Below are 21,984 nucleotides of genomic sequence, written 5' to 3'. Positions count from 1 at the left end.
CCTTGACGCGGTGCAGGACCGGATGTCTGCTTCCCCTATGAGTGATCAAACTGTTCCGATTCGATCCATCTGCGTCTATTGCGGTTCCCAGCCCGGACGTGAGCCCGAATTCATGGATGCGGGCCGCAGGCTCGGCAAATCCATCGCAGAGCATCATATGCATCTCGTCTATGGCGGCGGCACCAAGGGCATCATGGGCGCCGTCGCGAGCGGCGTCCTGTCCAATGGCGGCCGCGTGACCGGCATTATACCACAGTTCCTGATCGATATGGAGGCCACCCGGCACTCGCTCGGTCAGTTGAGCGAACTGGTCGTGACGGCCGACATGCATGAGCGCAAGCACAAGATGTTCGAGCGGGCCGACGCCTTCGTGACGCTGCCGGGCGGCATCGGCACGCTGGAGGAGATCGTCGAGATCATGACATGGGCGCAGCTCGGGCGGCACCGCAAGCCGATCGTTCTCGTCAACATCAACGGCTTCTGGAACCCGCTGATGAAGCTGATCCACCACATGGCCGATAGCGGCTTCATCCACACCGCGCATCTCGTGCAGCCGCTGGTCATCGACGATCCGGATGAAGTGGTGCCCGCGCTGAAAGCCCACTGGGCCGGTACGGTCGATCGCGGCGGCGAGAGCGATATCATCGACAAGCTGTAACGTGCAGCCGCTTTAAACAGGCGGCTCACATTGCGGCCAACCGTTGCCGGATCAGGCCTTCAGAGCAGCTGCCGCCTGTCGGGCGTTCCGGCTTTCCACGAGCATCGAGCCCGTATAGATCACCAGCGCCATCCAGATCAGCCCGAACGCCATCAGCTTCACCATGCCGAACGGCTCGTGGAAGACGAAGACCGCGATGAGGAACACCATGCTGGGCGCGATATACTGCATGATGCCGATGGTGGAGAGGCGCAGCAGCTTGGCGCCGTTGGCATAAAACAGCAACGGCACGGCAGTGACGACGCCGGACGAGATGAGCCACACCACATCCGCGATGCCCGTATCTGTGAAATGCCCCTGCCCCGAGCTTTCCAGATAGAAGATATAGGCGAGCGACGGCACGGAGAGCAGCATGACCTCCAGGAAGAAGCCCTGGTTCGGCCCGACCGGCAAGGTCTTGCGGAAAAAGGCGTAGAACCCCCAGGACACGCAGAGCCCGAGCGACACCCAGGGCAGCCCGCCGGCATCCACGGCGATGATCGCGACGGCGGCGACCGCAAAGCCGATGGCGACCAGTTGCGCCCGGTTCAACTTTTCCTTCAGCAGCACGGCGCCGAGGAAGATCGAGAAGAGCGGATTGATATAGTAGCCGAGCGCCGCCTCCAGCGTTCGCCCGACGCTGATGGCCCAGACATAGATGCCCCAATTGAAGGTAACGAGCGTCGCCGTCAGCGCCGCCATGGCCAGCATGCGCGGCGAGCGCAGCGCGACTTTCAGATCCGCGGTCCGGCCGAGCCACAGGATGAACGCGCCGACGAGCGGCACGGACCAGACGATGCGATGCGCGACCACCTCGGCGGCCGGAATATGGCCGATGCCCTTCATGAACAGCGGCAGGAAGCCCCAGCAGGCATAGGCGATGGCGGCGAGCAGGAAACCGCGCGGGCTGTCGCCGTTGCCGGGAACAACGGCCGTCGGCACGGCGCCGGTCGTCGCCAGCGGCTCGCTTGTCCTATCAGCCATGTCGCGGCCCTCCTCCGGCCTCTGCGCCCCTGCCTGCACGCTTCCCGTCGCGCGGAAGGTAAAGCCCGCGTGACGCATGTCGCTTCAAGGCGCGGCTTACGCGAAAAGGCGATGCCGCTCCAATTCATTTCCCTGAACCATCGACGAATTCTGGTGACACACGACCGTCGCTTTTGCCTGCGAGATTTCCGATGGCGGTTCGCTTGTCCACGATGAGCCGATGCCGTCCGTCCGAAGGTCGCCAAGCCCGTCTTTTGGTATATGGTCGCTGCGAAGTGATCCGGCACGAAAGGAACGTCATGTCCTCCCCCTCAGCGCCTTTCCTCCCCACCTCCCGTCCCGCAGCCATGGCGGTAACACGCCGCGCCTTCCTCGGCGGTCTTGCGTCGGCCTCCGGGCTCGTCATGCTGCATCCGTTCGCCGCGCATGGCAGCGCCAACCATGCGCATCTGCGCCTCATGGAAACGACCGACATCCACGTCCACGTCTATCCTTACGACTATTACGGCGACAAGCCGAACGAGACGCTGGGTCTCTCGCGCACCGCCTCGATCATCGACGCCATCCGCGCCGAGGCGGGCAACACCCTGCTGGTCGACAATGGCGACTTCCTGCAGGGCAACCCGATGGGCGACTTCATGGCCTACCAGAAGGGCCTGAAAGAGGGCGACGTCCACCCCGTCATCAAGGCCATGAACCTGCTCGGCTACGAGGCGGGCACGCTCGGCAATCACGAGTTCAACTACGGGCTCGACTTCATGGCGAAGGCGCTTTCCGGCGCGAACTTCCCCTATGTCTGCGCCAACCTGACGAAGGGGACGCTGGCCGATGACCCGACCAAGGACGTGCTGTTCTTCAAGCCCTATACGATCGTTGAGAAGACCGTGACGGACGGCAGTGGCGCAACGAGCCTGCTGAAGATCGGGCTGATCGGCTTTGTGCCGCCGCAGATCATGCTCTGGGACGTGAAGAACCTCGAAGGCAAGGCGCAGACGCGTGACATCGTGGAAGCCGCGCGCGCCTGGGTGCCGGTGATGAAGGAGGACGGCGCCGACATCATCGTGGCACTGTCGCATTCCGGCATCGACGGAAGCGGGCAGACCGAGCGCATGGAAAACGCGTCCCTCTATCTCGCCGGCGTGGAAGGCATCGATGCCGTGCTGACCGGGCACCAGCATCTGGTGTTCCCCGGACCGAAGAGCTTCGATGGCATTGCGGGCGTGGACCCGGTGAAAGGCACGCTGCAGGGCAAGCCGGCCGTCATGGCGGGCTTCTGGGGCTCGCATCTCGGGCTGATCGATCTGCTGCTAGAGAAGGACGGAAAGAGCTGGAAGGTCGTCGATTTCACTACCGAGGCCCGGCCGATCTACCACCGCGAGGACAAGAAGGTCGTGGCCGACGTCAACGACCGCGCCGATGTGCTGACCGCCGCCAAGGCCGAACATGAGGCGACGCTCGCCTATGTCCGCACCCCCGTCGGCAAGACCTCGGCGCCGCTTTACTCCTACTTCGCGCTGGTGGCCGACGACCCGTCGGTGCAGATCGTTTCCCAAGCGCAGACCTGGTACATCAAGGACATGCTGAAGGAGACGGCGTGGAAGGACCTGCCCGTGCTCTCGGCCGCAGCCCCCTTCAAGGCCGGCGGACGCGGCGGTGCCGACTACTATACCGACGTTCCCGCGGGCGACATCGCCATCAAGAACGTCGCCGATCTCTATCTCTATCCCAACACCGTGCAGGCCGTCGTCATCACCGGCGCGCAGGTGAAGAACTGGCTCGAAATGTCGGCCGGCATGTTCAATCGCCTGACGCCCGGCCAAAAGGACCAGCCGCTGCTGAGCGTCGGCTTCCCGTCCTATAATTTCGATGTCATCGACGGCGTGACTTACGAGATCGACCTGTCGCAGCCGGCGCGTTTCGATACGGACGGCAAGCTTGCCGATGAGGCTGCACACCGGATCACGGACCTCAAATTCGACGGCCAACCCATCGATCCCGCACAGACATTCGTGGTCGCCACCAACAATTACCGCGCCGGTGGCGGCGGCAAGTTCCCGGACATCGCCAGCGACAAGGTCGTCTTCGCCGCCCCCGACACCAACCGCGACGTCATCGTCCGCTACATTCACGACCAGGGCACGATCAACCCGACGGCCGACGCCAACTGGCGCTTCAAGCCCCTGCCCGGCACGACGGCCCTGTTCGAGACAGGCCCGAAAGCGCGGCTGCTGCTGGGCCAAGTCAAGGCGGCAAAGATCGAGGATGCTGGGGATGGTGCGGACGGGTTTGCGCGGTTCCGGCTGGTGTTGTGAGACTTGATCCACAAGACCTACGATCTGCCGTACCCCGTTTTTTCGCCGCTACGCGACCGTCTGCAAAACCAATTTCCGTTTCAGACGTCATGCGATAGAATATTTGCAGAACCTCAAAGGAGCCGAGGACATGCAGGCATTTCGCATCACTCTTCCGGACGACATGGCAATGCTTGTGAAGGAGAAGGTCGCCTCTGGCGAATATGCGACAGAGAGCGATGTGTTCCGCGAAGGCCTCATGACGATCGCCATACAGGACGCGGCATTCGAAACCTGGCTGCATGACGAGGTTCTGCCGACCGTTGATGCGCTTGCACGGGAGCCGGGTCGCGTGATGAGTGCGGATGCCTCCTGGGCGGCGATCAAAGACCATATCGACAGGTCCAATTTCAACGACAAGCCGTGAGCGATCTGCCTGTCCAGTTCACGCCGGAAGCCAACGCCGATCTGACGGAACTCTTCGACTACCTTGCACCCCGAGCCGGATATGCCGTTGCCTTCAAGTATGTGAGTGACATTCATCGCCATTGCCTAGGCTTTGCACTGTTTCCACAGCGTGGTTTCTCAAGAGAAGACCTTAGACCTGGACTCCGTGTCGTCGGTTTTCGCCGCCGGGCAAGCATCGTCTTTCAGGTGAAGGACGAGCAAGTGACCATCATTCGCATATTTCATCGCGGCCGCGATCTTCGCGTTTCCGCAGACTGATCTACTCCGCCGCAGCCGCCACCGCGCCGTCGCGGTTCTTCAGCAGCTTGAACACGATGCTGTCCATCAAAGCCTGAAACGAAGCGTCTATGATGTTGTCGGAGACGCCGACGGTCCACCAGCGGGCGCCGGTGGCGTCGGTGGATTCGATGAGGACGCGGGTGATGGCCTCCGTGCCGCCGTTGAGGATGCGGACCTTGTAGTCCGCGAGTTCGAGATCGGCGATTTCGTGCTGATACTTGCCGAGATCCTTGCGTAGGGCGAGATCGAGCGCGTTGACCGGGCCGTGACCTTCAGCGACGGAGAGGGTTTCCTCGCCGTCGATCAGAACGCGGACGACGGCTTCCGACACGGTCTTCAGCTGGCCGTTGGCGTCGAAGCGGCGCTCGACCATGACCCGGAAACTTTCGACATGAAAGAAATCGGGGACGTAGGCAAGGATGCGGCGGGCGAGGATGGCGAAGCTCGCATCGGCGCCTTCATAGGCATAGCCCGTCGCCTCGCGTTCCTTGACGATGGTGATCAGTCTGTCGAGGCGCGGATCGTCCTTGCCGACCACGATGCCGCGACGCTTCAAGGCATTGATGAAATTGGCCTTGCCGCCCTGGTCCGACACCATGACCTTGCGCAGATTGCCGACGCTCTCCGGCGTTACATGCTCATAGGTGCGCGGGTCCTTGAGCAGTGCGGAGGCATGGATACCCGCTTTGGTGGCGAAGGCGGAGGCGCCGACATAGGGCATCTGGTGGTCGGGCGAGCGGTTCAGCAGCTCGTCGAAGGCGTGGGAGAGCTTCGTCAGTTCCTGCAGCCTGTCGGTGTCGATGGCCGTTTCGAAGCGGCTGGCATAGACATCCTTCAGCGCAAGCGTCGGGATGAGGGTGACGAGGTTGGCATTGCCGCAGCGTTCGCCGATGCCGTTCAGCGTGCCCTGGATCTGGCGAACGCCGGCCTCGACCGCGGCCAGCGAATTGGCCACCGCTTGGCCCGTGTCGTTGTGCGCGTGGATGCCGAGACGGTCGCCGGGGATGCCGGCGGCGATGACGGAGGCGACGATCGTGCGAATTTCCTCCGGCTGCGTGCCGCCATTGGTGTCGCAGAGCACGACCCAGCGTGCGCCGGCATCAGAAGCGGCCTTGGCGCAGGCGAGCGCGTAGTCGGGGTTGGCCTTGTAGCCGTCGAAGAAGTGCTCGCAATCGACCATGGCCTCGCGGCCGCTCATCACGACGGCTTCCACGGAAGCCGCGATGTTTTCGAGGTTTTCCTCGTTGGTGCAGCCGAGCGCGACCGCGACGTGATAATCCCAACTCTTCGCCACGAGACAGATCGTGTCGCTGGCCGACTGCAGCAGACCCGCAAGGCCCGGATCGTTGGCGGCGGACACGCCGGTGCGCTTGGTCATGCCGAAGGCAACGAAGCGGGCGTTGCGGGTGCGGCGTTTGGCGAAGAAGGCGGTATCGGTCGGGTTTGCCCCGGGATAGCCGCCCTCGACATAGTCGATGCCGAAATCGTCGAGCATAGAGGCGATCGCGATCTTGTCCTCGACGGAAAAATCGACGCCGGGCGTCTGCTGGCCGTCGCGCAGCGTGGTGTCGAAGAGAAAGATGCGCTCGCGTCTCATGGGTCAGGCTTCCTTGCCGGCGAAGGTGTCGGTGGCGCGGATCAGCCGGTCGAGGATGCCGGGCTCGCCCATCGCGTGGCCGGCGCCTTCGACCAGATGGAATTCCGCCTGCGGCCAGGCCTTGTGCAGCGCCCAGGCGTATTTCGCCGGGCACGGCATGTCGTAGCGGCCCTGGATGATGACGCCAGGGATGCCGTGGAGACGGTGGGCATCGCGCACGAGCTGGCCCTCGTCCATCCAGCCGGCATGCACGAAGTAGTGCGTTTCCAGCCGGGCGAAGGCATCGGCGAAGTCGTCTTCGGCGAACTTGCTGCTGGTGTCGGGCTGCGGCAGGAGCGTGATCGTCTCGCCCTCCCAGGTGCTCCAGACCTTCGCCACGTCGCGACGCAGCGCCATGTCGTCGCCCGTCAGGCGGCGGTAATAGGCCTGCATCATCTCGTGGCGCTCTTCCGGCGGGATCGGCGCGACGAAGCGTTCGTACTTGTCGGGGAACATCTCGGACACGCCGAACTGGTAGTACCAGTCGAGTTCGGCCTTGGTCAGTGTATAGATGCCGCGCAGCACGAGTTCGGAGACGTGCTCCGGGTGGGTTTCGGCATAGGCGAGCGCCAGCGTCGAGCCCCAGGAGCCGCCGTTGACGAGCCATGTGTCGACACCGACCATCTTGCGCAGGCGCTCGATGTCGGCCACCAGATGCCAGGTCGTGTTCGCCTCGAGGCCCGCATGCGGCGTGGACTTGCCGCAGCCGCGCTGGTCGAAGAGGAGCACGTCGTAGAGCGTGGGATCGAACAGGCGGCGGTGGTTGGGGCCGCTGGTGCCGCCGGGGCCGCCATGCAGGAACACGGCGGGCTTGGCGCCCGGCGTGCCGGAGCGTTCCCAGTAGATCGAATGCCCGTCGCCGACATCGAGATGGCCGGAGGCATAGGCTTCGATGGGCGGATAGAGGCCGCGCAGGCTGTCGGTGTCGTGTTCGGAGGTCATAGGCTCAATCCGTGAGTCGGCCAGTCGGCCGTATCGTGATCGGGATGCTGGAAGGAAATGACGGCTTCCTGCTGCGCGTAATAGTCGGGATCGCCATGCACCGGCTGGTCGAAGATGGTGGTGACCCAAGGGATGCGAGCCTCGACATTGACCTGAATCTGCGGCGCGAGATCGGTGCGGTCGTCGAAGGCGCCGATGGCGATTTCGAGCCCACCGGGATGGCGATAGGCCAGCGGCGTGCCGCAGGATGCGCAGAAGCCGCGGGAAATGTTGATGGACGACTGGAACCAGGCGGGCTCGCCGCGGCTCCAGCTCAGGCCGTTTTCGGGGGTGGTGACTAGTGGCCCGAAGAAGCCGCCGAAGGCTTTCTGGCACATGCGGCAATGGCAGATCGACGGGCGGCCGAGCGTGCCCTTGATACGGAAGCGCACGGCGCCGCACTGGCAGCCGCCTGTTCTTTCGCCGACTGTTCTGGCATCGTCGTTCATTGCGGTCTCTCCTCTAGCGGCCATTGGTCCGTCTCGTGGTCGGGGTGCTGGTAGGAAACGAGACCATCTAGGAACGGCGCATCGTCGAGGTCCTCTTCCGTAGGGTGACCCGGCAGCTCATGTAAATGATCAACAAATGCGATCTTCGCCTCGGTGCCGAACTGTGTGCTGGGGACAAAGGCGGAGGGATCATCGAAGGCTCCAGCCGCGATTGCCATACCGTCTGGCGCCTCGTACGTCAGAGGTGTACCGCAATCGCCGCAGAAGCCACGCGACACGACATTGCTGGAGCGGAAAGATTTCCGCTCGCCGCGCGTCCATCGAAAATCCAGTCCGCGCACGGAGACGAGTGGCGCGTAATACGCACCAAATGCCTTCTGACACATGCGGCAATGGCAGACGGAGGCGTCGTCGAGCGTGCCTTCCACCCGGAAGCGCACGGCACCGCACTGGCAGCCGCCGAAGTGTACATCCATCGTCATGATGCGGTCCTCTTCTGGTATGGAATGCTGGAAAGACCTGATGCGTCAAAGGTGTAACGCCGGTCGCTCACACTCTGAGTCTTCGTGCGCATGTATCGCATGAACGGACAGATCATCGCATTCTCCTCCCGCAACTCAACGTCCATTGTCGCGTCTCGCCGGCCGATCCGGCGATTCCACCCATTCCGCATTCCATGCCGATCGAGCGCTCAACGCAAGGCTGCTCCCGCAGCCTCTAGCGCTTGACCTCCCAAGTCGTCACCCGCTCGCCGGTCTGCGGGTCCTTGCCGTCCTTCAGCTGGATGCCTTCAGTAAGAAGTTCATCCCGGATGCGGTCGGCGTCAGTGAAGTTCCGGGCCTTCAGGAGCGCCAGCCGTTCCTCGATCCGTTGCGTCACGCCGGCCCATTTGTCCTCGTCGGCAAGGCTGAGGTCCAGATCCGTCGCCTGCTGGCTGAGATGCTCGATCGCCTCGAAACCCATCAGATCCAGTAGCCCGAGGAAAGCGGCAGCAGCAGCCGGATCGCCCTTCACCGCGTCGGTCGCGAGCTGGTTCATGCCGGTGATGACGGGATAGAGGTTGAGATCGTCGAGGATCGGGCTGTCCTGCGGCAGGATCCAAGCGGGCACTTCCGAGCTTTCAGCCAGAAGAGCGGCGACCCGAACCTTGGCGTCGGCCCAGCGGCGCACGATGCCTTGTGCCTCCTCCAGCCGTTTGAGACTGAAATCGATCGGTTGGCGATACTGCGTCATCAGCATGGCGAGGCGCAGGACCTCGCCCGGCCACTTCCGGCCACCGAAGTTTTCTGTGTGCAGCAGGTCGTGGATGGTGACGAAGTTGCCGTCCGACTTCGACATCTTGCGGCCTTCGATCTGCACGAAGCCATTGTGCATCCAGACGTTGGCCATATTTTTCGTGCCGTGAGCGCAGCGCGACTGGGCGATCTCGTTCTCGTGGTGCGGGAAGATGAGGTCGAGGCCGCCGCCGTGGATGTCGAAGGTTTCGCCGAGATAGCGGTGGCTCATGGCGGAGCATTCGATGTGCCAGCCCGGACGGCCGCGGCCCCAGGGGCTGTCCCAACCGGGTTCGTTGTCGGAGGACAGCTTCCACAACACGAAATCGCCAGGGCTCTTCTTGTGCGCATCGACGGCGATGCGGGCGCCGGCCTGCTGCTCGTCGAGATTGCGATGCGAGAGCGCGCCGTAATCGGCCATCGAGGTCGTGTCGAACAGCACCTCGCCAGCCGCGACATAGGCGTGCCCGCGCGCGATCAGGGCCTCGATGATCGTGATCATCTCGGCGATGTTCTCCGTGGCGCGGGGCTGGACGGTCGGCTCCAGCGAACCGAGCGCGCGCGCATCGTCCCGGAACTGCGTCTCGGTCTTCTCCGTGACGGCGCGGATCGCCTCGTTCAACGGCAGATCCGGGAAGTCGCGCAGCGCGCGCGCGTTGATCTTGTCGTCCACGTCGGTAATGTTGCGGACATAGGTGACGTTCGGCGCGCCATAGAGATGGCGCAGCAGGCGGAAGAGGACGTCGAACACGATGACCGGGCGCGCATTGCCGATATGCGCGAAGTCGTAGACGGTCGGGCCGCAGACATAGAGGCGGACATTGGCAGCATCGATCGGCGCGAAATCGGCCTTTTCGCGCGTCAGCGTATTGTAGAGCCTCAGTGCCGGCACGTCCGTCATGCGTATCGTCTCCCTTGTCGTTTGTCCCGAACGGTCGATCCAGCGAATGGCCGCCGCAAATCACGCGCGCCGGCCTGCCGGCCTTCGCGTTGTCATCTTGGTCTTGGGTAAGGAGACGAAACGGAAAGGGCCAGCGGCAAGCGCTAGCGAATAATCGAGCCGCAGAAAATGCAGGTGTCCGTTTTCATGGCGGCTTTATCGCTGTTCCCACCCCTTGGGTCAAGGGGGGTCGCGCCTGGGGTCAAGGGGCCCACCCCTTGGGTCAAGGGGGTCCGCCCGTTGGGCCGAGGGGTCATATCAAACCGACAAACTCGCCGCATCGCAGCATCCATCCGGTTGCATTGCAGCATGTTTTTGCTCGCAAAAAGCTCGCAGGATGGACATGAATTTGTCATGATTGAAACGTTTGAAAGCCGCAGAATTTCGGGAGATTCGAGCTTGCGGGGACAACGCGAAAAGCTCGGTTCTCCGGGAACGAACGAGGTACTGCAGGTTGTGATCGTTAAGCGACGGTTTCATCCAAGCAGGACCCGACCCGGGACGGAATCATTATCAGGAGAGAGTGACATGACGGAACGCAAGACGGACACGACTGAAGCCGCTGCCAAGAACGAAACGCTGATCGACCGCTACCGCCCGCTGGGCCTGAAGGCCGTAGCTGCCGCAGCGCTGCACCAGAAGCCCAAGGCAGCGGCGCAGCCGGCAAAGGTTGCCGATCGCATTCGCGACTGGCGCGAGCACTGATCGCTCGGCACGGCAGGGCTCGCCCGCGACCGCGTGATCAGAACAGCGAGAGCTGAGGGCCGTCGCCATCGTCTGGCGGCCCTGCGGGTGCAGGCTTGTTCCTGCCTGGTTTGGTCGACGCATGCGCTGACTCGGTAACACTGACAGGCGTCTGGATATCCGGCGTCGTATTGGCGACCTTGTTGACCGCGTCGGAGACCGGCACGAAATCGAACAGGTCGTCATCGGCCGGCACCATCAGATCGGCGACGTCTCGCGGCTCCTGCGTCTTGCAATCGAGCCAACGGGAGAAGTCTTCGGGCCGGATGATCACCGGCATGCGATCGTGGATGAAGGCCATCGCCGCATTGGCGCGGGTCGTGAGAATCGCGCCCGTGTCCATCTCGGAGCCATCGGCAGAGGCCCAGGTTTCCATCAGGCCGCCGAAGGCGACGATGCCGCCGGATTTCGGCCTTATCCAGTAGGCTTGCGATGGAAGGCCGCTTTCCTTGGGATGGCGCCGCCACTCGTAGAAACCCGATGCGGGCACGAGCACGCGACGGTGACGCATGGCTGCGCGGAACGAGGCCTTCTCGATGGCCGTCTCGGCGCGCGCGTTCAGGAGCAGCGGGAAATCGTTCGGGTCCTTGACCCAGCCCGGCAGGAAGCCCCAGCGCACGAGCGCGGTCCGGCGCGGCGGGGTGTTGCTGCGCGGATCGGTGCGGTCGGCGGCGGTGACGACGATGATCGGCTGCGTCGGCGCGATATTGTAGCGCGGCGGGAAATCACCGGCGTCGATGACGGCCAGCGCCTCCTCCAGTCCCTCGGGCTTGACCGTCAGAGCATAGCGTCCGCACATGATGTCGATCCCCTGTCCTCGCCGAACTCTCGGGGCGTCACGGCCTGCATTCGATCGCGCTCGCCCCTCGGCCTGATGTAGGATCGATTCGTCCGCAACGCCATAACGGAACCGCCATGACTGCCTCTCCGCCGCCTGCCCTCGCCTCTTCCGCCATCGTGGTGCGCAACGGTCGCTACCTGCTCGTGCGCCGTTCCAAGCCGCCGTCTGCCGACATGTTCGCCTTTCCCGGCGGGCGGGCGGAGCCGGGCGAGACGCCGGCGGAAACGGCGGTGCGGGAATTGTTCGAGGAGACCGGCATCACGGGCTCAGTGCCGGTGCTCTTCGCAAACTACGACCTGCCGGTGGACACAGCGGATGGCGCAGGCGGGCGGCATTTCTTCCTCTCGGTGTTCCGCGTCGAGGCGGATATCGAGGCCGAAGCGGTCGCCGGAGACGATGCCGCAAGCCTTGGCTGGTACACCGCCGCCGAAATCGCCGACCTGCCAGCCCCGCCGAGCGTGCGCGATTGCATCGCCCGGCTGGAAACCACGAGGGCATGATGGGGAAGCCGGGACTTGCGAAATCGACGGAAACGGGCATTTTCGCCGGCATGACCTTCAAGATTCCCCTGCGCCCTGCCCTTGCCGGCCTTCTCCTTGTGCTCGGCCTGCCGCTGTCCTCAGCCCAAGCGCAGCCGGTTACGGAACGCCCGCCTGCAGCCAGTGCCGATGCGCATGCGGCAAAGCCCGCACCTTATGACGCAAGGCTTCTGCGGATGGCGGAGATCGTGGGGTCCGTCACCTATCTGCGGACGCTCTGCGCGGACGCGAAGGCCGGGGAATGGCGCGCCGACATGCAGGCGCTGATCGACCGGGAGGCCGGCGCGGAGCCGGATCGCAAGGCGCGGCTGACCGCCGCCTTCAACAGGGGCTATCGCAGTTTCGCCTCGGTCTATACAAGCTGTACGCCGAGCGCCGTGCTGGCCGACCAGCGTTACCGTGACGAAGGGGCAACACTGGCCGCCGAAATCGTCTCGCGGTTCGGAAATTAGGGCTCCGTTAACCTTTTTTCGAACGGGCCGTGTCGTTTCGGTAAAAGACTGCTAGTCTTGTTAAGACCATGGTAACAAGTGCCGCCGCGATTCCGATGCGGCGTGATGTGAAAGCGTATAATTGCATGGAACGGTCGATGGAACAGAGCCTCAACGAGATAGACGACATGATCGTCCACGAGAAGATGCAGGCGGCGCTGGAACATCAGAACGAAGCTTGGGCAGATGGCATGGCCGATGGAATCGAGCCGGAGATCATCGCCGATGCCGCCATCGCGCTCGCCATGCGCGAGACGATCCGCCTGCATGGCGAGGACAGTGCCGAGGCCATGCTGAATTCGCTTCGCGAGCGCATGCTTGCCGGCGAGTTTTCCCCGCAGCGTTCGCTTCAATAGCGGCTGCCCGATCCGGACCCCGTCCCCTTGCGGACGCTCCACCAGTAACGAGAGTGCCATGACACGTTCGTCGAATAGCCGGACTCCATCCGCTCTTCTTGGTGCGCTTGCGTTCACCGCCCTTCTTGCCTCGACATGCCTCGTGCCCGCAGCACCGGCCTTCGCTCTGAGCCAGCTACGCACGATTCCGAGTGATGCGGCAGCGGAAGAGCCGGATGCACCCGTCGAGCCAAGCAAGGACGACTCTGTTTCTCCGAGCGCGCCCGGTGCCATCCCCATGCCCGACCCGCTGGTGAACAAGCCGACGGCGCAGCCGCGGCAGGGCAAGACCGACGATCAGACGCCAGGGCAGCATCCAGGCAAGACGCCGGCCGCAGAGGCGGACGACGGGCCCGTCGAAGTGCTGACCGATATTTCGAAGATCCCGAAGCCCGTCGCCCGGATGCGCGAGCTGATCGTCGAGGCTGCCGCCTCCGGCGATATCGAGCGCCTGCGCCCGCTGCTCGGCAAGGGCGAGACGGCAACCGCCATCGGCGACAGCGAGGAGGAAACCGATCCCGTCGCCGCCGTGAAGGGTCTTTCGGGCGATGCAGACGGGCTCGAAATTCTCGCCATCATGCTCGACGTGCTCTCCACCGGCTTTACCGTGATCGACAAGGGGACGCCGGACGAAATGTATGTCTGGCCCTATTTCGCCGCCAAGTCTCTCGACAGCCTGACGCCGCCGGAAAAGGTGGACCTGATGCGCCTCGTCACGGCCGGCGACGTCGCGTCCATGCAGGAATTCGGCAGCTACAACTTCTATCGCATCGGCATCACGCCCGATGGGCAATGGAAGTTCTTCATCGGCGGCGACTGACGCCGGATGGCGTGTGAGGACCGGCAAACGCTTGCAGGGCGCCGGGCGAGAGCCTACCTTTTAGCGATCCGTCGTGTATCTCCTGCCATTCCAATTTCTAGGATTGTGTGAGAGTGCGCAGATCAGCGTTCGCAGCGGGGACGCGTCTCATTTTGCATTTGCCGGGCGTGTCAGCCCTTTCAGGATCGATCATGTCTCTCTTCGCTGTCCCCGATCGCGCCCTCGTCACCGTTTCCGGAGAGACGGCGGTCGAATTTCTGCAGGCGCTGATCACCACCGATGTCATCCAGCTGACCGCGGACGAGGTGCGCCCCGGCGCGCTGCTGACGCCACAAGGCAAGATCCTGTTCGATTTTCTGGTGAGCCGGACGGAAACAGGCCTGCGGCTGGAGACCGGCGCCGAGCAAGCGCCTGCCCTCCTGAAGCGGCTGACGCTCTACAAGCTCCGCGCGCCCATCACGCTCGCTCTGGACACCGAGATCAATGTCGCCGTGTCGTTCGATGCGGTCGAGGGCGCGCTGCTCGACGTGCGCTTTGCAACGTCGGGCGCTCCAGCCTACCGGGTCTATGGCACCAAGGGTATCGCGGACACCGAGGGACGTGTGGATGACGCGCGGATCGCGGGCGGCATTGCGGTGTCCGGCGCCGACTATGCGTTGCAGGATGCCTTTCCCCACGACATCCTTCTCGACAGGAATGGCGGGCTGTCGTTCCGCAAGGGCTGCTATGTCGGGCAGGAAGTCGTCTCCCGCATGCAGCACCGCGGCACGGCGCGGCGGCGGGTCGTGACGGTCGAGGGCATGTCCGACCTGCCGGCGTCCGGTACGGCGATCACGGCTGGCGGCAAGCCGATCGGCACGCTCGGCAGCGTGGCCGGGCGCTCGGGACTTGCGATCGTGCGGATCGACAAGGCGGGCGACGCGCTGGCAAGCCAGACGGACATCCTGGCGGGCGACGTCAAGGTGGCGCTGGCGTTGCCCGCCTGGACCGGGCTCGCCTTTCCCGTGCCCTCCCCCAACACCGAAACGTCCGAGGCTGGCGCCTGATGTCGCCACGGGCTTGGCAGCGCATGCTTTCCGGCCGGCGGCTGGATTTGCTCGACCCCTCGCCGCTCGATGTCGAGCTTTCCGACATCGCGCACGGGCTTGCGCGCGTGGCGCGGTGGAACGGGCAGACCGACGGGCCGCATGCTTTTTCCGTCGCCCAGCACTCTCTCGTTGTCGAGGAGATCTTTCGCCGCAATGGCAAGGCAACTGCATCGGAGTGCCAGATGGCGCTGCTGCACGATGCGCCGGAATATGTGATCGGCGACATGATCTCCCCGTTCAAAGCCGTCGTCGGCGGTGGTTACAAGGCGGTCGAGAAGCGGCTGGAAGGCGCGATCCACCTGCGGTTCGGCCTGCCGCCGATAACGCCCGAGGCGGTGAAGGAGCGGATCAAGAAGGCCGACCAGATCGCCGCTTTTTTCGAAGCGACCGTGCTGGCCGGCTTCACGCTGGAGGAAGCGCGCCGTATCTTCGGTCAACCGCGCGGCATCACCTGCGAGATGTTGACGATGGAGCCCCTGCCCGCGCTGGAGGCGCAGCGGTTGTTCATCGCGCGGTTCGAGGCGATCGAAGCGGAGCGCGCGGGCATTCGCGTTTCGGAAAGAGCGGAATCATGAGCGTCATCATCGTCTCGCCGCTGGCTCGGATCGGCGAAATGGCCGTCCGGCACGGCTGTCTCGACATGCTGAGCCTGATGGCGGTCGGGCACACGTTTCACCGGCCGGGCGTGATCGCCGCCGGACGGCACCTGACGCTGGGGCTGAACGACATCACCTTTACCGGCAATGAAAAGCTGATCGCGCCCGCCGAAGAGCATGTCGACGGCATCGTCGCCTTTGCGCGCGGTTGGCAGCGCGAGACGCCGCTGCTCGTCCATTGCTGGATGGGCGTTTCCCGCTCGCCCGCCGCCGCCGCCATCGCCGCGCTTGCCATCGCACCCGACCAGGACGACGACGCGCTGGCCGACCGGCTGCGCGCCGCATCGCCCTTCGCCACGCCCAATGCCCGGCTGATCGCCATCGGCGATGCCATGCTCGGTCGCAATGGCCGGTTGATCACCGCCATGAAACGCATCGGTCGCGGCAGGGACGCCGATGGCAACACGCCGTTCGTGTTCGATCCCTTTCCGGAACCTGTAGTGCCGTCTGCTATCGTGGTGCCTGCCGATGCCGGGTGAGCCGATGCCGGGCGGCATGACCGTCGAGATCGGGCTCAACGCGGCCATCGTCGCGATGGTCGAGCGGACACCACGCATTCTCGTCGTCAGCGAGGGCGGCGATGGCGGGCGGGATGCCCTTCCCTTCGGCCCTTTCGACCCCGCCATGCACCGAACCTTCGAGACCAGCCTGCGCGCACGCGTCGAGGAACAGACGGCGCTCGATCTCGGCTATATCGAGCAGCTCTACACTTTCGGCGACCGCGGCCGGCAGCGGCTGGCGAACGAAGATCGCCTGCACATGGTCTCCGTCGGCTATCTCGCGCTGACCCGCAGCGATGCGGAGACGACACTGCGCCTGTCGCAGGCCGGAGCCGACTGGCGGGAATGGTATGTCTACCTGCCCTGGGAGGACTGGCGGCACGGGCGCCCCCCGGTGCTCGATCGCGTCATCCTGCCGGCGCTCGCCACCTGGGAGCGTGCGGACCCTGCCAACCGGCGCAGCCGCATCCGGCTCGCCTTCGGGCTAGACGATTTTCCTTTCGACGAGGAGCGCGTGCTGGAGCGCTACGAGCTGCTCTACGAGGCGGGGCTGGTGGCGGAGGCGGCCAGCGACGCGCAGGGGCACGACGCCACCGAGGCAGGTCAGCATTCCGAACCCGTCGGTCAGGCCATGCGCCACGACCATCGCCGGATCGTCGCCACCGCCGTGGCACGGCTGCGGGGGAAGATCAAATACCGGCCGGTCATCTTCGAACTCATGCCGCCGGACTTTACGCTGACGGACTTGCAGAGCGCGGTGGAGGCGATCTCCGGGCGGCATCTGCACAAGCAGAACTTTCGGCGGCTGGTGGAGGGCGCATCGCTCGTGGAGCCGACCGGCATGACGACCAGCGCGACGGGCGGACGCCCGGCCGCGCTCTTCCGGTTTCGCCGGCAGATCCTCGACGAGCGACCGGCACCGGGCCTGAAGCTCGGCAATCGCTGAGGCGTATGAAGGTCGATCCAACCGGTTGACCCTCAAGGCTTCCGCCCCATGTCCCCTCCTTCAAACGAAGAGGGCCTTTCATGGAACCACAACAGCCAGACGTCATCCTTGCCACCCGTACGGCGCTCAGCCAGGCGTCCGCCTTGGCCGTGCAATATTCCTTCTCGATCGTGGGCGCACTGGTGCTGCTCTGTGCCGGCTGGCTCATCGCTCGGCTGCTGCACAACTGGGCCTATGCCGGCCTGAAGCGCGTGCATGGCATCGACGAGACGCTGGCCCGGTTCTTCTCCAACATCATCCGCTATGCCCTGCTGGTGCTGGTCTTCGTGACGGTGCTGGGGCAGTTCGGGGTGCAGACGGCCTCGATCATCGCCGCACTCGGCGCCGCCGGTCTCGCCATCGGTCTCGCGCTGCAGGGTACGCTGCAGAACATCGCGGCCGGCATCATGCTGCTCGTTCTCCGGCCGTTCCGGGTGGGCGAATCCATCGAGACCTCCAGCGTCACCGGCACGATCCGTGAGATCGGGATCTTCGCGACGGAGCTGGTGGATTCCGACGGCGTCTACAGGCTGGCGCCCAATTCGACGCTGTGGAACACGCCGGTGCGCAATTTCAGCCGCTTGCCGACGCGCAAGCACGACCTGGCGATCTCCGTCGGGGCGGATCAGGACATCGACGATGCGATGCAGCGGCTGCTGGACATCGCCCGTGGCAACGACAACGTGCTGAAGAACCCTGCACCGGCAGTGTTTATCTCCGAGCTTGCAGGCGACGGCGCAACGGTGACCTTGCGCTACTGGGTTTCCACGCCGAACTGGTGGGCGACGACGCGCAGCATGCTGAAGCGGGTGAAGGACGAGTTTGCCGTGAAGCCGGAGGCCGAACTCCAGACAAACGAAGACCGGGGCGATGACCCCAGTCCTCTCGATCCCTAATCCGAAGCTCGGCCGATTTACTTGATAACGGCGCAGGCGAGACGATCGCCCGCGTCGCCTGAGGGCTGGCTGCGGTTGTCGTCGGGCTTGGCGTGGATCATCAGTGCACGCCCACGGATGCCGTTGGTCTTGTCGTCGAGCGTGACCATGCTGTTGAAGACCTGGGCGCGGAGCGTGCCGTCGGCGCTGACATACTGGTTCGGCATATCCCCGGCATGTGGGCCGTTGGCGGCGAGGAAGCCGTGTTCCGTCTTGTCGGGATTGAAGTGCGCGCCGGCCGAGGCGTGAGCATGCGCCGGATCGCATTTTCCCGTCTCATGGACGTGGAAGGCGACCCACGTGCCGGCGGGCAGGCCCGTCACTTCGACTTCCATGAGCACACCGTGTTTTCCGGCAGTCAGGAGTGCGCGTCCGGTCTCCTTATCGTCCTTGCCGACGAAGCTCGCGCTGGCGGTCTGGGACTGCATTTGCGCGGCAGCGGGCACGGCTGCGGCGACAGTGGCTGTAAGGGTGGCTGCAGCGAGCGTGATAAGCGTGGAGGTCATGGTGGTCCTTCCCTGGTGTTCCCGGCCTTGGGCTTCCAAGACTCCGGGTTGCATTCATGACGTATTTGGAGAATGGCACGAACCCAACGTTTCGGGCTGCGCGAGGTTCCCGCACAAGCGCGTGACGGCAGACGGAACGTGCTGGAGGTCAAAAGAAGCGGACGACGGACGTGGCGATGATGATGAGGGAGACCGCAACCATCAGCGGACGGACCGGCAGATGCTTGACGATGTAGGCGCCGATGGGCGCCGCGAGGACGCCGCCGATGATGAGGCCGACCGCCGCGTCGAGCTGCGACCAGCCGAGCGTGATGATGAAGGTGGCGGAGATCGTCAGCGTTACGGCGAATTCGGTGAGGCTGGTGGAGCCGATGACCTTCTTCGGGTCGTGCCCACGGCCGATGAGCGAGGTCGTGACGATCGGCCCCCAGCCGCCACCGCCGGCCGCATCGAGACCACCGCCTGCAAAACCGACCAGCGGGACCGTCCAGTCGTGCACGTCACGCTGGAACATCGGCCGGAACGCCTTGATGAGGATATAGATGCCGATGAGGATGAGATAGACGGAGATGAAGGGCTCGATGACCTTGCCGTCGATGTTGGACAGGACATAGGCGCCGAGAACACCGCCGATCATGCCGGCCGGTGCAAGCCGCATCACGAGCTTCCAGTCGACATTGCGCTGCCAGACATGGGACGCGCCGGAGGCTGCCGTGGTGAAGACCTCCGTGATGTGCGTCATGGCGCTTGCCACCGCCGGCGGCATGCCGAAGGCGAGCAGAGCGGTGGTACAGAGGACACCGAAGGCCATGCCGAGCGCGCCATCGACCAGTTGCGCGAAAAAGCCGATGAGGATGAACATCCAGATATCGCTCAAATGCCGTCTCCGTTGTCATTTATCCTGCGCAAACCTGTGTCGTATCCGACAGGGTTTGCACCGTCAGGGGTTGCCGATCCCGATGTCGAGACCGATGTCGAGCGTCGGCGCCGCCATGGTGATCTTCGACGTGGAGATATAGTCCACGCCCGTCTCGGCAATGGCGGCGATGGTGGTGAGATCGACGTTTCCAGACGCTTCGAGGCGCGTGCGCCGACGGTCGGTCGCGTAGACATCGGCAGAGAGTTGCCAATGCGTCGCATTCAGCGCCACGGCCTCGCGCAGGAGATCGGGTCCCATATTGTCGAGGAGGATGGCATCGGGCGTGGCCGACAGCGCTTGCCCCATCTGCTCCAGCCCGTCGACCTCGACCTCCACCCTGACCAGATGGCCGGCATAGGCCTGGGCGGCGCGGATGGCGGGGGCGACGCCGCCGGACACCGCGATATGATTGTCCTTGATCAGGATCGCATCATCGAGACCATAGCGGTGATTGGACCCGCCGCCGAGCCGGACGGCGTATTTCTCAACCGTGCGAAGGCCCGGCAGCGTCTTGCGCGTGCAGCAGACCTTGGCCGTCGTGTGGGCGATGGCGTCGGCATAGCGGGCGGTGGTGGTGGCGACGCCGCTCAGATGCATGAGGAAGTTCAGCGCCACCCGCTCCGCCGAGAGGAGACCGCGCGCCGGGCCTGAGATGCGGGCGATGGCGGTGCCGGCGGCGACACGATCGCCATCGTTCGCCAGAGCCTCGAAGGCGAGCGACGGATCCACGAGGCGGAAGGCGGCGCGGGCGAGATCGAGCCCGACGACGACGCCGGCTTCACGGACGTTCATCGTCGCCGTCGCCGTGAGATGCGGGGCGATGGTGGCGGCCGTGGTGATATCGCCGGCGCGGCCGAGATCTTCGAGGAGGGCGGCACGAACGATATCCTCGACCATGAGCGTGGGGAGGTAGGGTGGAAGAGCGGTCATCGGGGGTCTCTCGAAAGGGTTCGGCGTGGTCACGACGTCGCGGTTTCCGTGGCGTCGGCGACGATGCGATCGGCCTCGGCAAGCGTCATGAAGGTGCGGTGCTGCCATTGCGCGCTGGGCTCGGGGAAGTCGGAGCGGAAATGACCGCCGCGGCTTTCCTCGCGGATCAGGGCACCGGCGACGATCAGCTTGGCGGTCGTGACGATATTGGCAAAGCGCAGGCGCGGCGTGTCGCGCTCCAGCGCGGCGATGGTGCGGGCGGCGGTCAACAGGCCCGCCCGGTCGCGAATGACGCCGGCATGGGCAGACATGGTGCGGCGGAGTTCGCGCAATTGCGGGCTGTCCTCGACCGTCACGAGGTCGTCGCTCTCCCCGGCATTGCCGGCCCAGTTGCCCTGGCGCGGTGCCGGCAGCATGCCCTGGATGTTCTCGGCGATACGGGCGGCGAAGACGACGGCTTCGAGCAGCGAGTTGGACGCGAGGCGGTTCGCGCCATGGACGCCGGTCGAGGTGACCTCGCCGGCCGCCCAGAGGCCGTCGATCGAGGTGCGGCCCTCGGCGTCGGTGAGGATGCCGCCCATGTGGTAGTGGACGGCGGGCACCACCGGGATCGGCTGCGTCACCGGATCGATGCCCGCTGCCATGCAGGAAGCATAGACGGTGGGGAAGGCCTGCGGGAAATGGTCGCCCACCGCCTTGCGGCAATCGAGGAAGGCGCCGCGGCCGGCAGTCACCTCGGCGAAGACGCCGCGCGAGACGATGTCGCGGGGAGCAAGCTCGCCGTCCGGGTGGATGTCGAGCATGAAGCGGTGGCCATCCCCGTTGATGAGCTGGGCGCCGTCGCCGCGAAGGGCCTCGGTTGCAAGCGGCGCGGGGTCGCGGCCGATATCGATGGCGGTCGGGTGGAACTGGACGAATTCGGGATCGGCGATGATGGCGCCGGCGCGCGCTGCCATACCGACGCCCTGCCCGCTCGCCTCGCGCGGATTGGTGGTGACCGAAAAGAGGTGGCCGACGCCGCCCGAGCAAAGCACGACGGCGCGCGCCGGAAACGAGATGCGCTTTCGCGACTGTCCGGCATCCGGCCGGGCGACGACGCCCGCGATGAAGCGGCCTTCGCGGATCAGCTCTTCGACGACATAGCCTTCCATCACCCGGATGGACGGCGTGGCGCGAACCGTGGCGATCAGCGCCTCCATGATGGCGCGCCCGGCCATGTCGCCCTTCACGCGCACGATGCGGCGCTCGGAATGGGCGGCCTCGCGCGAGAGCAGCAGGTGCCCTTCCAGATCGCGATCGAACGGCACGCCGTAGGCGAGCAGATCGTGGATACGGGCCGGGCCTTCCGACACCATCCGGCGCGCCATCTTCTCATCCACGATGCCGGCGCCGGCCGCCAGCGTGTCAGCGACGTGGGAATCGATCGAATCGCCGGGGCTCATCGCCGCCGCGATGCCGCCCTGCGCCCAGGCGGAGGATGCGCCTTGGCCGATGGGCGCGGCCGCCAGTACCGTGACCGGGCGGGGGCTGAGCTTCAACGCGCAGAACAGGCCGGCGAGCCCGCCGCCGACGATGACGATGTCGTCGATGCCGTTGAAGGATTGGGGACGAAAATGATCGGTCAGCATGGCAGTCT

General features: G+C 64.7%; 25 protein-coding genes. 14 read left to right on the top strand and 11 right to left on the bottom strand.

Annotated features, from left to right (window positions below):
• Positions 1 to 37 precede the first annotated feature (37 nt).
• On the top strand, positions 38 to 658 hold the full coding sequence (locus G8E10_RS04200; protein WP_110732643.1) for an LOG family protein: 621 nt from the start codon (positions 38 to 40) through the stop codon (positions 656 to 658).
• A gap of 51 nt (positions 659 to 709) precedes the next feature.
• On the opposite strand, the gene rarD is transcribed toward G8E10_RS04200, so the two are convergent.
• Complete coding sequence (rarD, locus tag G8E10_RS04195; RefSeq protein ID WP_167127281.1) at positions 710 to 1,681, bottom strand: EamA family transporter RarD; 972 nt, start codon at positions 1,679 to 1,681, stop codon at positions 710 to 712.
• A gap of 347 nt (positions 1,682 to 2,028) precedes the next feature.
• Here rarD and G8E10_RS04190 point away from each other — a divergent pair, with 347 nt between their 5' ends.
• The 3 genes from G8E10_RS04190 (at position 2,029) to G8E10_RS04180 (ending at position 4,698) form a co-directional block, all read left to right on the top strand.
• Positions 2,029 to 3,993: a bifunctional 2',3'-cyclic-nucleotide 2'-phosphodiesterase/3'-nucleotidase gene (locus tag G8E10_RS04190; RefSeq protein ID WP_167127992.1), complete on the top strand. Its 1,965-nt coding sequence runs from the start codon at positions 2,029 to 2,031 to the stop codon at positions 3,991 to 3,993.
• Positions 3,994 to 4,123: 130 nt separating this feature from the next.
• Positions 4,124 to 4,399 carry a ribbon-helix-helix domain-containing protein gene (locus G8E10_RS04185; protein ID WP_167127278.1) on the top strand — a complete coding sequence of 92 codons (276 nt, stop codon included), beginning with the start codon at positions 4,124 to 4,126 and terminating at the stop codon, positions 4,397 to 4,399.
• Positions 4,396 to 4,698, top strand: a complete 303-nt coding sequence (locus tag G8E10_RS04180; protein ID WP_343289695.1) for a type II toxin-antitoxin system RelE/ParE family toxin — start codon at positions 4,396 to 4,398, stop codon at positions 4,696 to 4,698. The genes G8E10_RS04185 and G8E10_RS04180 overlap by 4 nt, the downstream gene beginning before the upstream one ends.
• Position 4,699: 1 nt before the next feature.
• Here the strand turns inward: G8E10_RS04180 and cimA are convergent, their stop codons facing one another.
• From cimA to cysS, 5 genes are all read right to left on the bottom strand, one after another.
• Positions 4,700 to 6,316: a citramalate synthase gene (cimA, locus tag G8E10_RS04175; protein WP_167127275.1), complete on the bottom strand. Its 1,617-nt coding sequence runs from the start codon at positions 6,314 to 6,316 to the stop codon at positions 4,700 to 4,702.
• A 3-nt stretch (positions 6,317 to 6,319) separates the two neighbouring features.
• Positions 6,320 to 7,297: a prolyl aminopeptidase gene (gene pip / locus G8E10_RS04170; RefSeq protein WP_167127272.1), complete on the bottom strand. Its 978-nt coding sequence runs from the start codon at positions 7,295 to 7,297 to the stop codon at positions 6,320 to 6,322.
• Positions 7,294 to 7,809 (bottom strand): GFA family protein, encoded by a 516-nt coding sequence (locus G8E10_RS04165; RefSeq protein WP_425530816.1) that lies wholly within the window; start codon positions 7,807 to 7,809, stop codon positions 7,294 to 7,296. Before G8E10_RS04165 ends, pip begins: the two co-directional genes overlap by 4 nt.
• Positions 7,782 to 8,261: a GFA family protein gene (locus tag G8E10_RS04160; RefSeq protein WP_110800078.1), complete on the bottom strand. Its 480-nt coding sequence runs from the start codon at positions 8,259 to 8,261 to the stop codon at positions 7,782 to 7,784. Before G8E10_RS04160 ends, G8E10_RS04165 begins: the two co-directional genes overlap by 28 nt.
• Positions 8,262 to 8,502: 241 nt before the next feature.
• The gene (gene cysS, locus G8E10_RS04155; protein WP_167127266.1) at positions 8,503 to 9,960 is read right to left on the bottom strand and encodes a cysteine--tRNA ligase; all 1,458 of its coding nucleotides are present in this window, start codon (positions 9,958 to 9,960) and stop codon (positions 8,503 to 8,505) included.
• 567 nt (positions 9,961 to 10,527) lie between these two features.
• Between cysS and G8E10_RS04150 the strand changes: the two genes are divergently transcribed.
• On the top strand, positions 10,528 to 10,704 hold the full coding sequence (locus G8E10_RS04150; RefSeq protein WP_165929750.1) for a hypothetical protein: 177 nt from the start codon (positions 10,528 to 10,530) through the stop codon (positions 10,702 to 10,704).
• A gap of 37 nt (positions 10,705 to 10,741) precedes the next feature.
• Here G8E10_RS04150 and G8E10_RS04145 read toward each other — a convergent pair whose 3' ends face one another.
• Positions 10,742 to 11,542: an SOS response-associated peptidase gene (locus G8E10_RS04145; RefSeq protein ID WP_167127263.1), complete on the bottom strand. Its 801-nt coding sequence runs from the start codon at positions 11,540 to 11,542 to the stop codon at positions 10,742 to 10,744.
• Between the two features lie 116 nt (positions 11,543 to 11,658).
• Here G8E10_RS04145 and G8E10_RS04140 point away from each other — a divergent pair, with 116 nt between their 5' ends.
• The 9 genes from G8E10_RS04140 to G8E10_RS04100 all read left to right on the top strand — a co-directional run bounded on the left by G8E10_RS04140 (position 11,659) and on the right by G8E10_RS04100 (position 17,954).
• A complete protein-coding gene (locus G8E10_RS04140) occupies positions 11,659 to 12,084 on the top strand; it encodes an NUDIX hydrolase (protein ID WP_167127260.1) in 426 nt (141 codons plus the stop codon).
• Between the two features lie 50 nt (positions 12,085 to 12,134).
• The gene (locus G8E10_RS04135) at positions 12,135 to 12,575 is read left to right on the top strand and encodes a TIGR02301 family protein (RefSeq protein ID WP_132447220.1); all 441 of its coding nucleotides are present in this window, start codon (positions 12,135 to 12,137) and stop codon (positions 12,573 to 12,575) included.
• A 125-nt stretch (positions 12,576 to 12,700) separates the two neighbouring features.
• Positions 12,701 to 12,970, top strand: a complete 270-nt coding sequence (locus G8E10_RS04130) for a hypothetical protein (RefSeq protein WP_092932990.1) — start codon at positions 12,701 to 12,703, stop codon at positions 12,968 to 12,970.
• A 58-nt stretch (positions 12,971 to 13,028) separates the two neighbouring features.
• Complete coding sequence (locus tag G8E10_RS04125) at positions 13,029 to 13,829, top strand: hypothetical protein (protein ID WP_167127257.1); 801 nt, start codon at positions 13,029 to 13,031, stop codon at positions 13,827 to 13,829.
• A gap of 191 nt (positions 13,830 to 14,020) precedes the next feature.
• Positions 14,021 to 14,875, top strand: a complete 855-nt coding sequence (gene ygfZ, locus G8E10_RS04120; RefSeq protein WP_167127254.1) for a CAF17-like 4Fe-4S cluster assembly/insertion protein YgfZ — start codon at positions 14,021 to 14,023, stop codon at positions 14,873 to 14,875.
• Positions 14,872 to 15,492 carry an HD domain-containing protein gene (locus G8E10_RS04115; RefSeq protein ID WP_281517434.1) on the top strand — a complete coding sequence of 207 codons (621 nt, stop codon included), beginning with the start codon at positions 14,872 to 14,874 and terminating at the stop codon, positions 15,490 to 15,492. Before ygfZ ends, G8E10_RS04115 begins: the two co-directional genes overlap by 4 nt.
• A complete protein-coding gene (locus G8E10_RS04110; RefSeq protein WP_167127248.1) occupies positions 15,489 to 16,052 on the top strand; it encodes a tyrosine phosphatase family protein in 564 nt (187 codons plus the stop codon). Before G8E10_RS04115 ends, G8E10_RS04110 begins: the two co-directional genes overlap by 4 nt.
• Positions 16,042 to 17,019 carry an NUDIX hydrolase gene (locus tag G8E10_RS04105; RefSeq protein WP_167127245.1) on the top strand — a complete coding sequence of 326 codons (978 nt, stop codon included), beginning with the start codon at positions 16,042 to 16,044 and terminating at the stop codon, positions 17,017 to 17,019. The genes G8E10_RS04110 and G8E10_RS04105 overlap by 11 nt, the downstream gene beginning before the upstream one ends.
• Positions 17,020 to 17,099: 80 nt before the next feature.
• Entirely contained in the window at positions 17,100 to 17,954 is an 855-nt protein-coding gene (locus G8E10_RS04100) for a mechanosensitive ion channel family protein (protein WP_167127242.1), read from the top strand.
• 17 nt (positions 17,955 to 17,971) lie between these two features.
• Here the strand turns inward: G8E10_RS04100 and G8E10_RS04095 are convergent, their stop codons facing one another.
• From G8E10_RS04095 to G8E10_RS04080, 4 genes are all read right to left on the bottom strand, one after another.
• On the bottom strand, positions 17,972 to 18,499 hold the full coding sequence (locus G8E10_RS04095) for a superoxide dismutase family protein (protein ID WP_167127239.1): 528 nt from the start codon (positions 18,497 to 18,499) through the stop codon (positions 17,972 to 17,974).
• A gap of 148 nt (positions 18,500 to 18,647) precedes the next feature.
• Positions 18,648 to 19,361 carry a sulfite exporter TauE/SafE family protein gene (locus G8E10_RS04090; RefSeq protein WP_110800080.1) on the bottom strand — a complete coding sequence of 238 codons (714 nt, stop codon included), beginning with the start codon at positions 19,359 to 19,361 and terminating at the stop codon, positions 18,648 to 18,650.
• 78 nt (positions 19,362 to 19,439) lie between these two features.
• Positions 19,440 to 20,348, bottom strand: coding sequence for a carboxylating nicotinate-nucleotide diphosphorylase (gene nadC, locus G8E10_RS04085; RefSeq protein ID WP_167127236.1), 909 nt, complete (start codon positions 20,346 to 20,348; stop codon positions 19,440 to 19,442).
• Positions 20,349 to 20,377: 29 nt separating this feature from the next.
• The gene (locus tag G8E10_RS04080) at positions 20,378 to 21,976 is read right to left on the bottom strand and encodes an L-aspartate oxidase (protein ID WP_167127232.1); all 1,599 of its coding nucleotides are present in this window, start codon (positions 21,974 to 21,976) and stop codon (positions 20,378 to 20,380) included.
• Between the last annotated feature and the right edge of the window lie 8 nt (positions 21,977 to 21,984).

Source organism: Ferranicluibacter rubi (assembly GCF_011603255.1).
GTDB lineage: Bacteria > Pseudomonadota > Alphaproteobacteria > Rhizobiales > Rhizobiaceae > Ferranicluibacter > Ferranicluibacter rubi.
Note: the sequence above shows the minus strand (reverse complement) of the source record. Positions and strands in the feature narration are given on the sequence as shown.

Coding starts and splice junctions, on each gene's coding strand:
- G8E10_RS04140 (WP_167127260.1), top strand. CDS start 11,659: ATGACTGCCTCTCCGCCGCCTGCCCTCGCCTCTTCCGCCATCGTGGTG.
- nadC (WP_167127236.1), bottom strand. CDS start 20,348: ATGACCGCTCTTCCACCCTACCTCCCCACGCTCATGGTCGAGGATATC.
- G8E10_RS04080 (WP_167127232.1), bottom strand. CDS start 21,976: ATGCTGACCGATCATTTTCGTCCCCAATCCTTCAACGGCATCGACGAC.
- G8E10_RS04145 (WP_167127263.1), bottom strand. CDS start 11,542: ATGTGCGGACGCTATGCTCTGACGGTCAAGCCCGAGGGACTGGAGGAG.
- G8E10_RS04100 (WP_167127242.1), top strand. CDS start 17,100: ATGGAACCACAACAGCCAGACGTCATCCTTGCCACCCGTACGGCGCTC.
- G8E10_RS04105 (WP_167127245.1), top strand. CDS start 16,042: ATGCCGGGTGAGCCGATGCCGGGCGGCATGACCGTCGAGATCGGGCTC.
- G8E10_RS04165 (WP_425530816.1), bottom strand. CDS start 7,809: ATGGCCGCTAGAGGAGAGACCGCAATGAACGACGATGCCAGAACAGTC.
- G8E10_RS04130 (WP_092932990.1), top strand. CDS start 12,701: ATGGAACGGTCGATGGAACAGAGCCTCAACGAGATAGACGACATGATC.
- G8E10_RS04190 (WP_167127992.1), top strand. CDS start 2,029: ATGGCGGTAACACGCCGCGCCTTCCTCGGCGGTCTTGCGTCGGCCTCC.
- pip (WP_167127272.1), bottom strand. CDS start 7,297: ATGACCTCCGAACACGACACCGACAGCCTGCGCGGCCTCTATCCGCCC.
- cysS (WP_167127266.1), bottom strand. CDS start 9,960: ATGACGGACGTGCCGGCACTGAGGCTCTACAATACGCTGACGCGCGAA.
- G8E10_RS04095 (WP_167127239.1), bottom strand. CDS start 18,499: ATGACCTCCACGCTTATCACGCTCGCTGCAGCCACCCTTACAGCCACT.
- G8E10_RS04185 (WP_167127278.1), top strand. CDS start 4,124: ATGCAGGCATTTCGCATCACTCTTCCGGACGACATGGCAATGCTTGTG.
- G8E10_RS04125 (WP_167127257.1), top strand. CDS start 13,029: ATGACACGTTCGTCGAATAGCCGGACTCCATCCGCTCTTCTTGGTGCG.
- G8E10_RS04090 (WP_110800080.1), bottom strand. CDS start 19,361: ATGTTCATCCTCATCGGCTTTTTCGCGCAACTGGTCGATGGCGCGCTC.
- ygfZ (WP_167127254.1), top strand. CDS start 14,021: ATGTCTCTCTTCGCTGTCCCCGATCGCGCCCTCGTCACCGTTTCCGGA.
- cimA (WP_167127275.1), bottom strand. CDS start 6,316: ATGAGACGCGAGCGCATCTTTCTCTTCGACACCACGCTGCGCGACGGC.
- rarD (WP_167127281.1), bottom strand. CDS start 1,681: ATGGCTGATAGGACAAGCGAGCCGCTGGCGACGACCGGCGCCGTGCCG.
- G8E10_RS04200 (WP_110732643.1), top strand. CDS start 38: ATGAGTGATCAAACTGTTCCGATTCGATCCATCTGCGTCTATTGCGGT.
- G8E10_RS04160 (WP_110800078.1), bottom strand. CDS start 8,261: ATGGATGTACACTTCGGCGGCTGCCAGTGCGGTGCCGTGCGCTTCCGG.
- G8E10_RS04135 (WP_132447220.1), top strand. CDS start 12,135: ATGACCTTCAAGATTCCCCTGCGCCCTGCCCTTGCCGGCCTTCTCCTT.
- G8E10_RS04150 (WP_165929750.1), top strand. CDS start 10,528: ATGACGGAACGCAAGACGGACACGACTGAAGCCGCTGCCAAGAACGAA.
- G8E10_RS04110 (WP_167127248.1), top strand. CDS start 15,489: ATGAGCGTCATCATCGTCTCGCCGCTGGCTCGGATCGGCGAAATGGCC.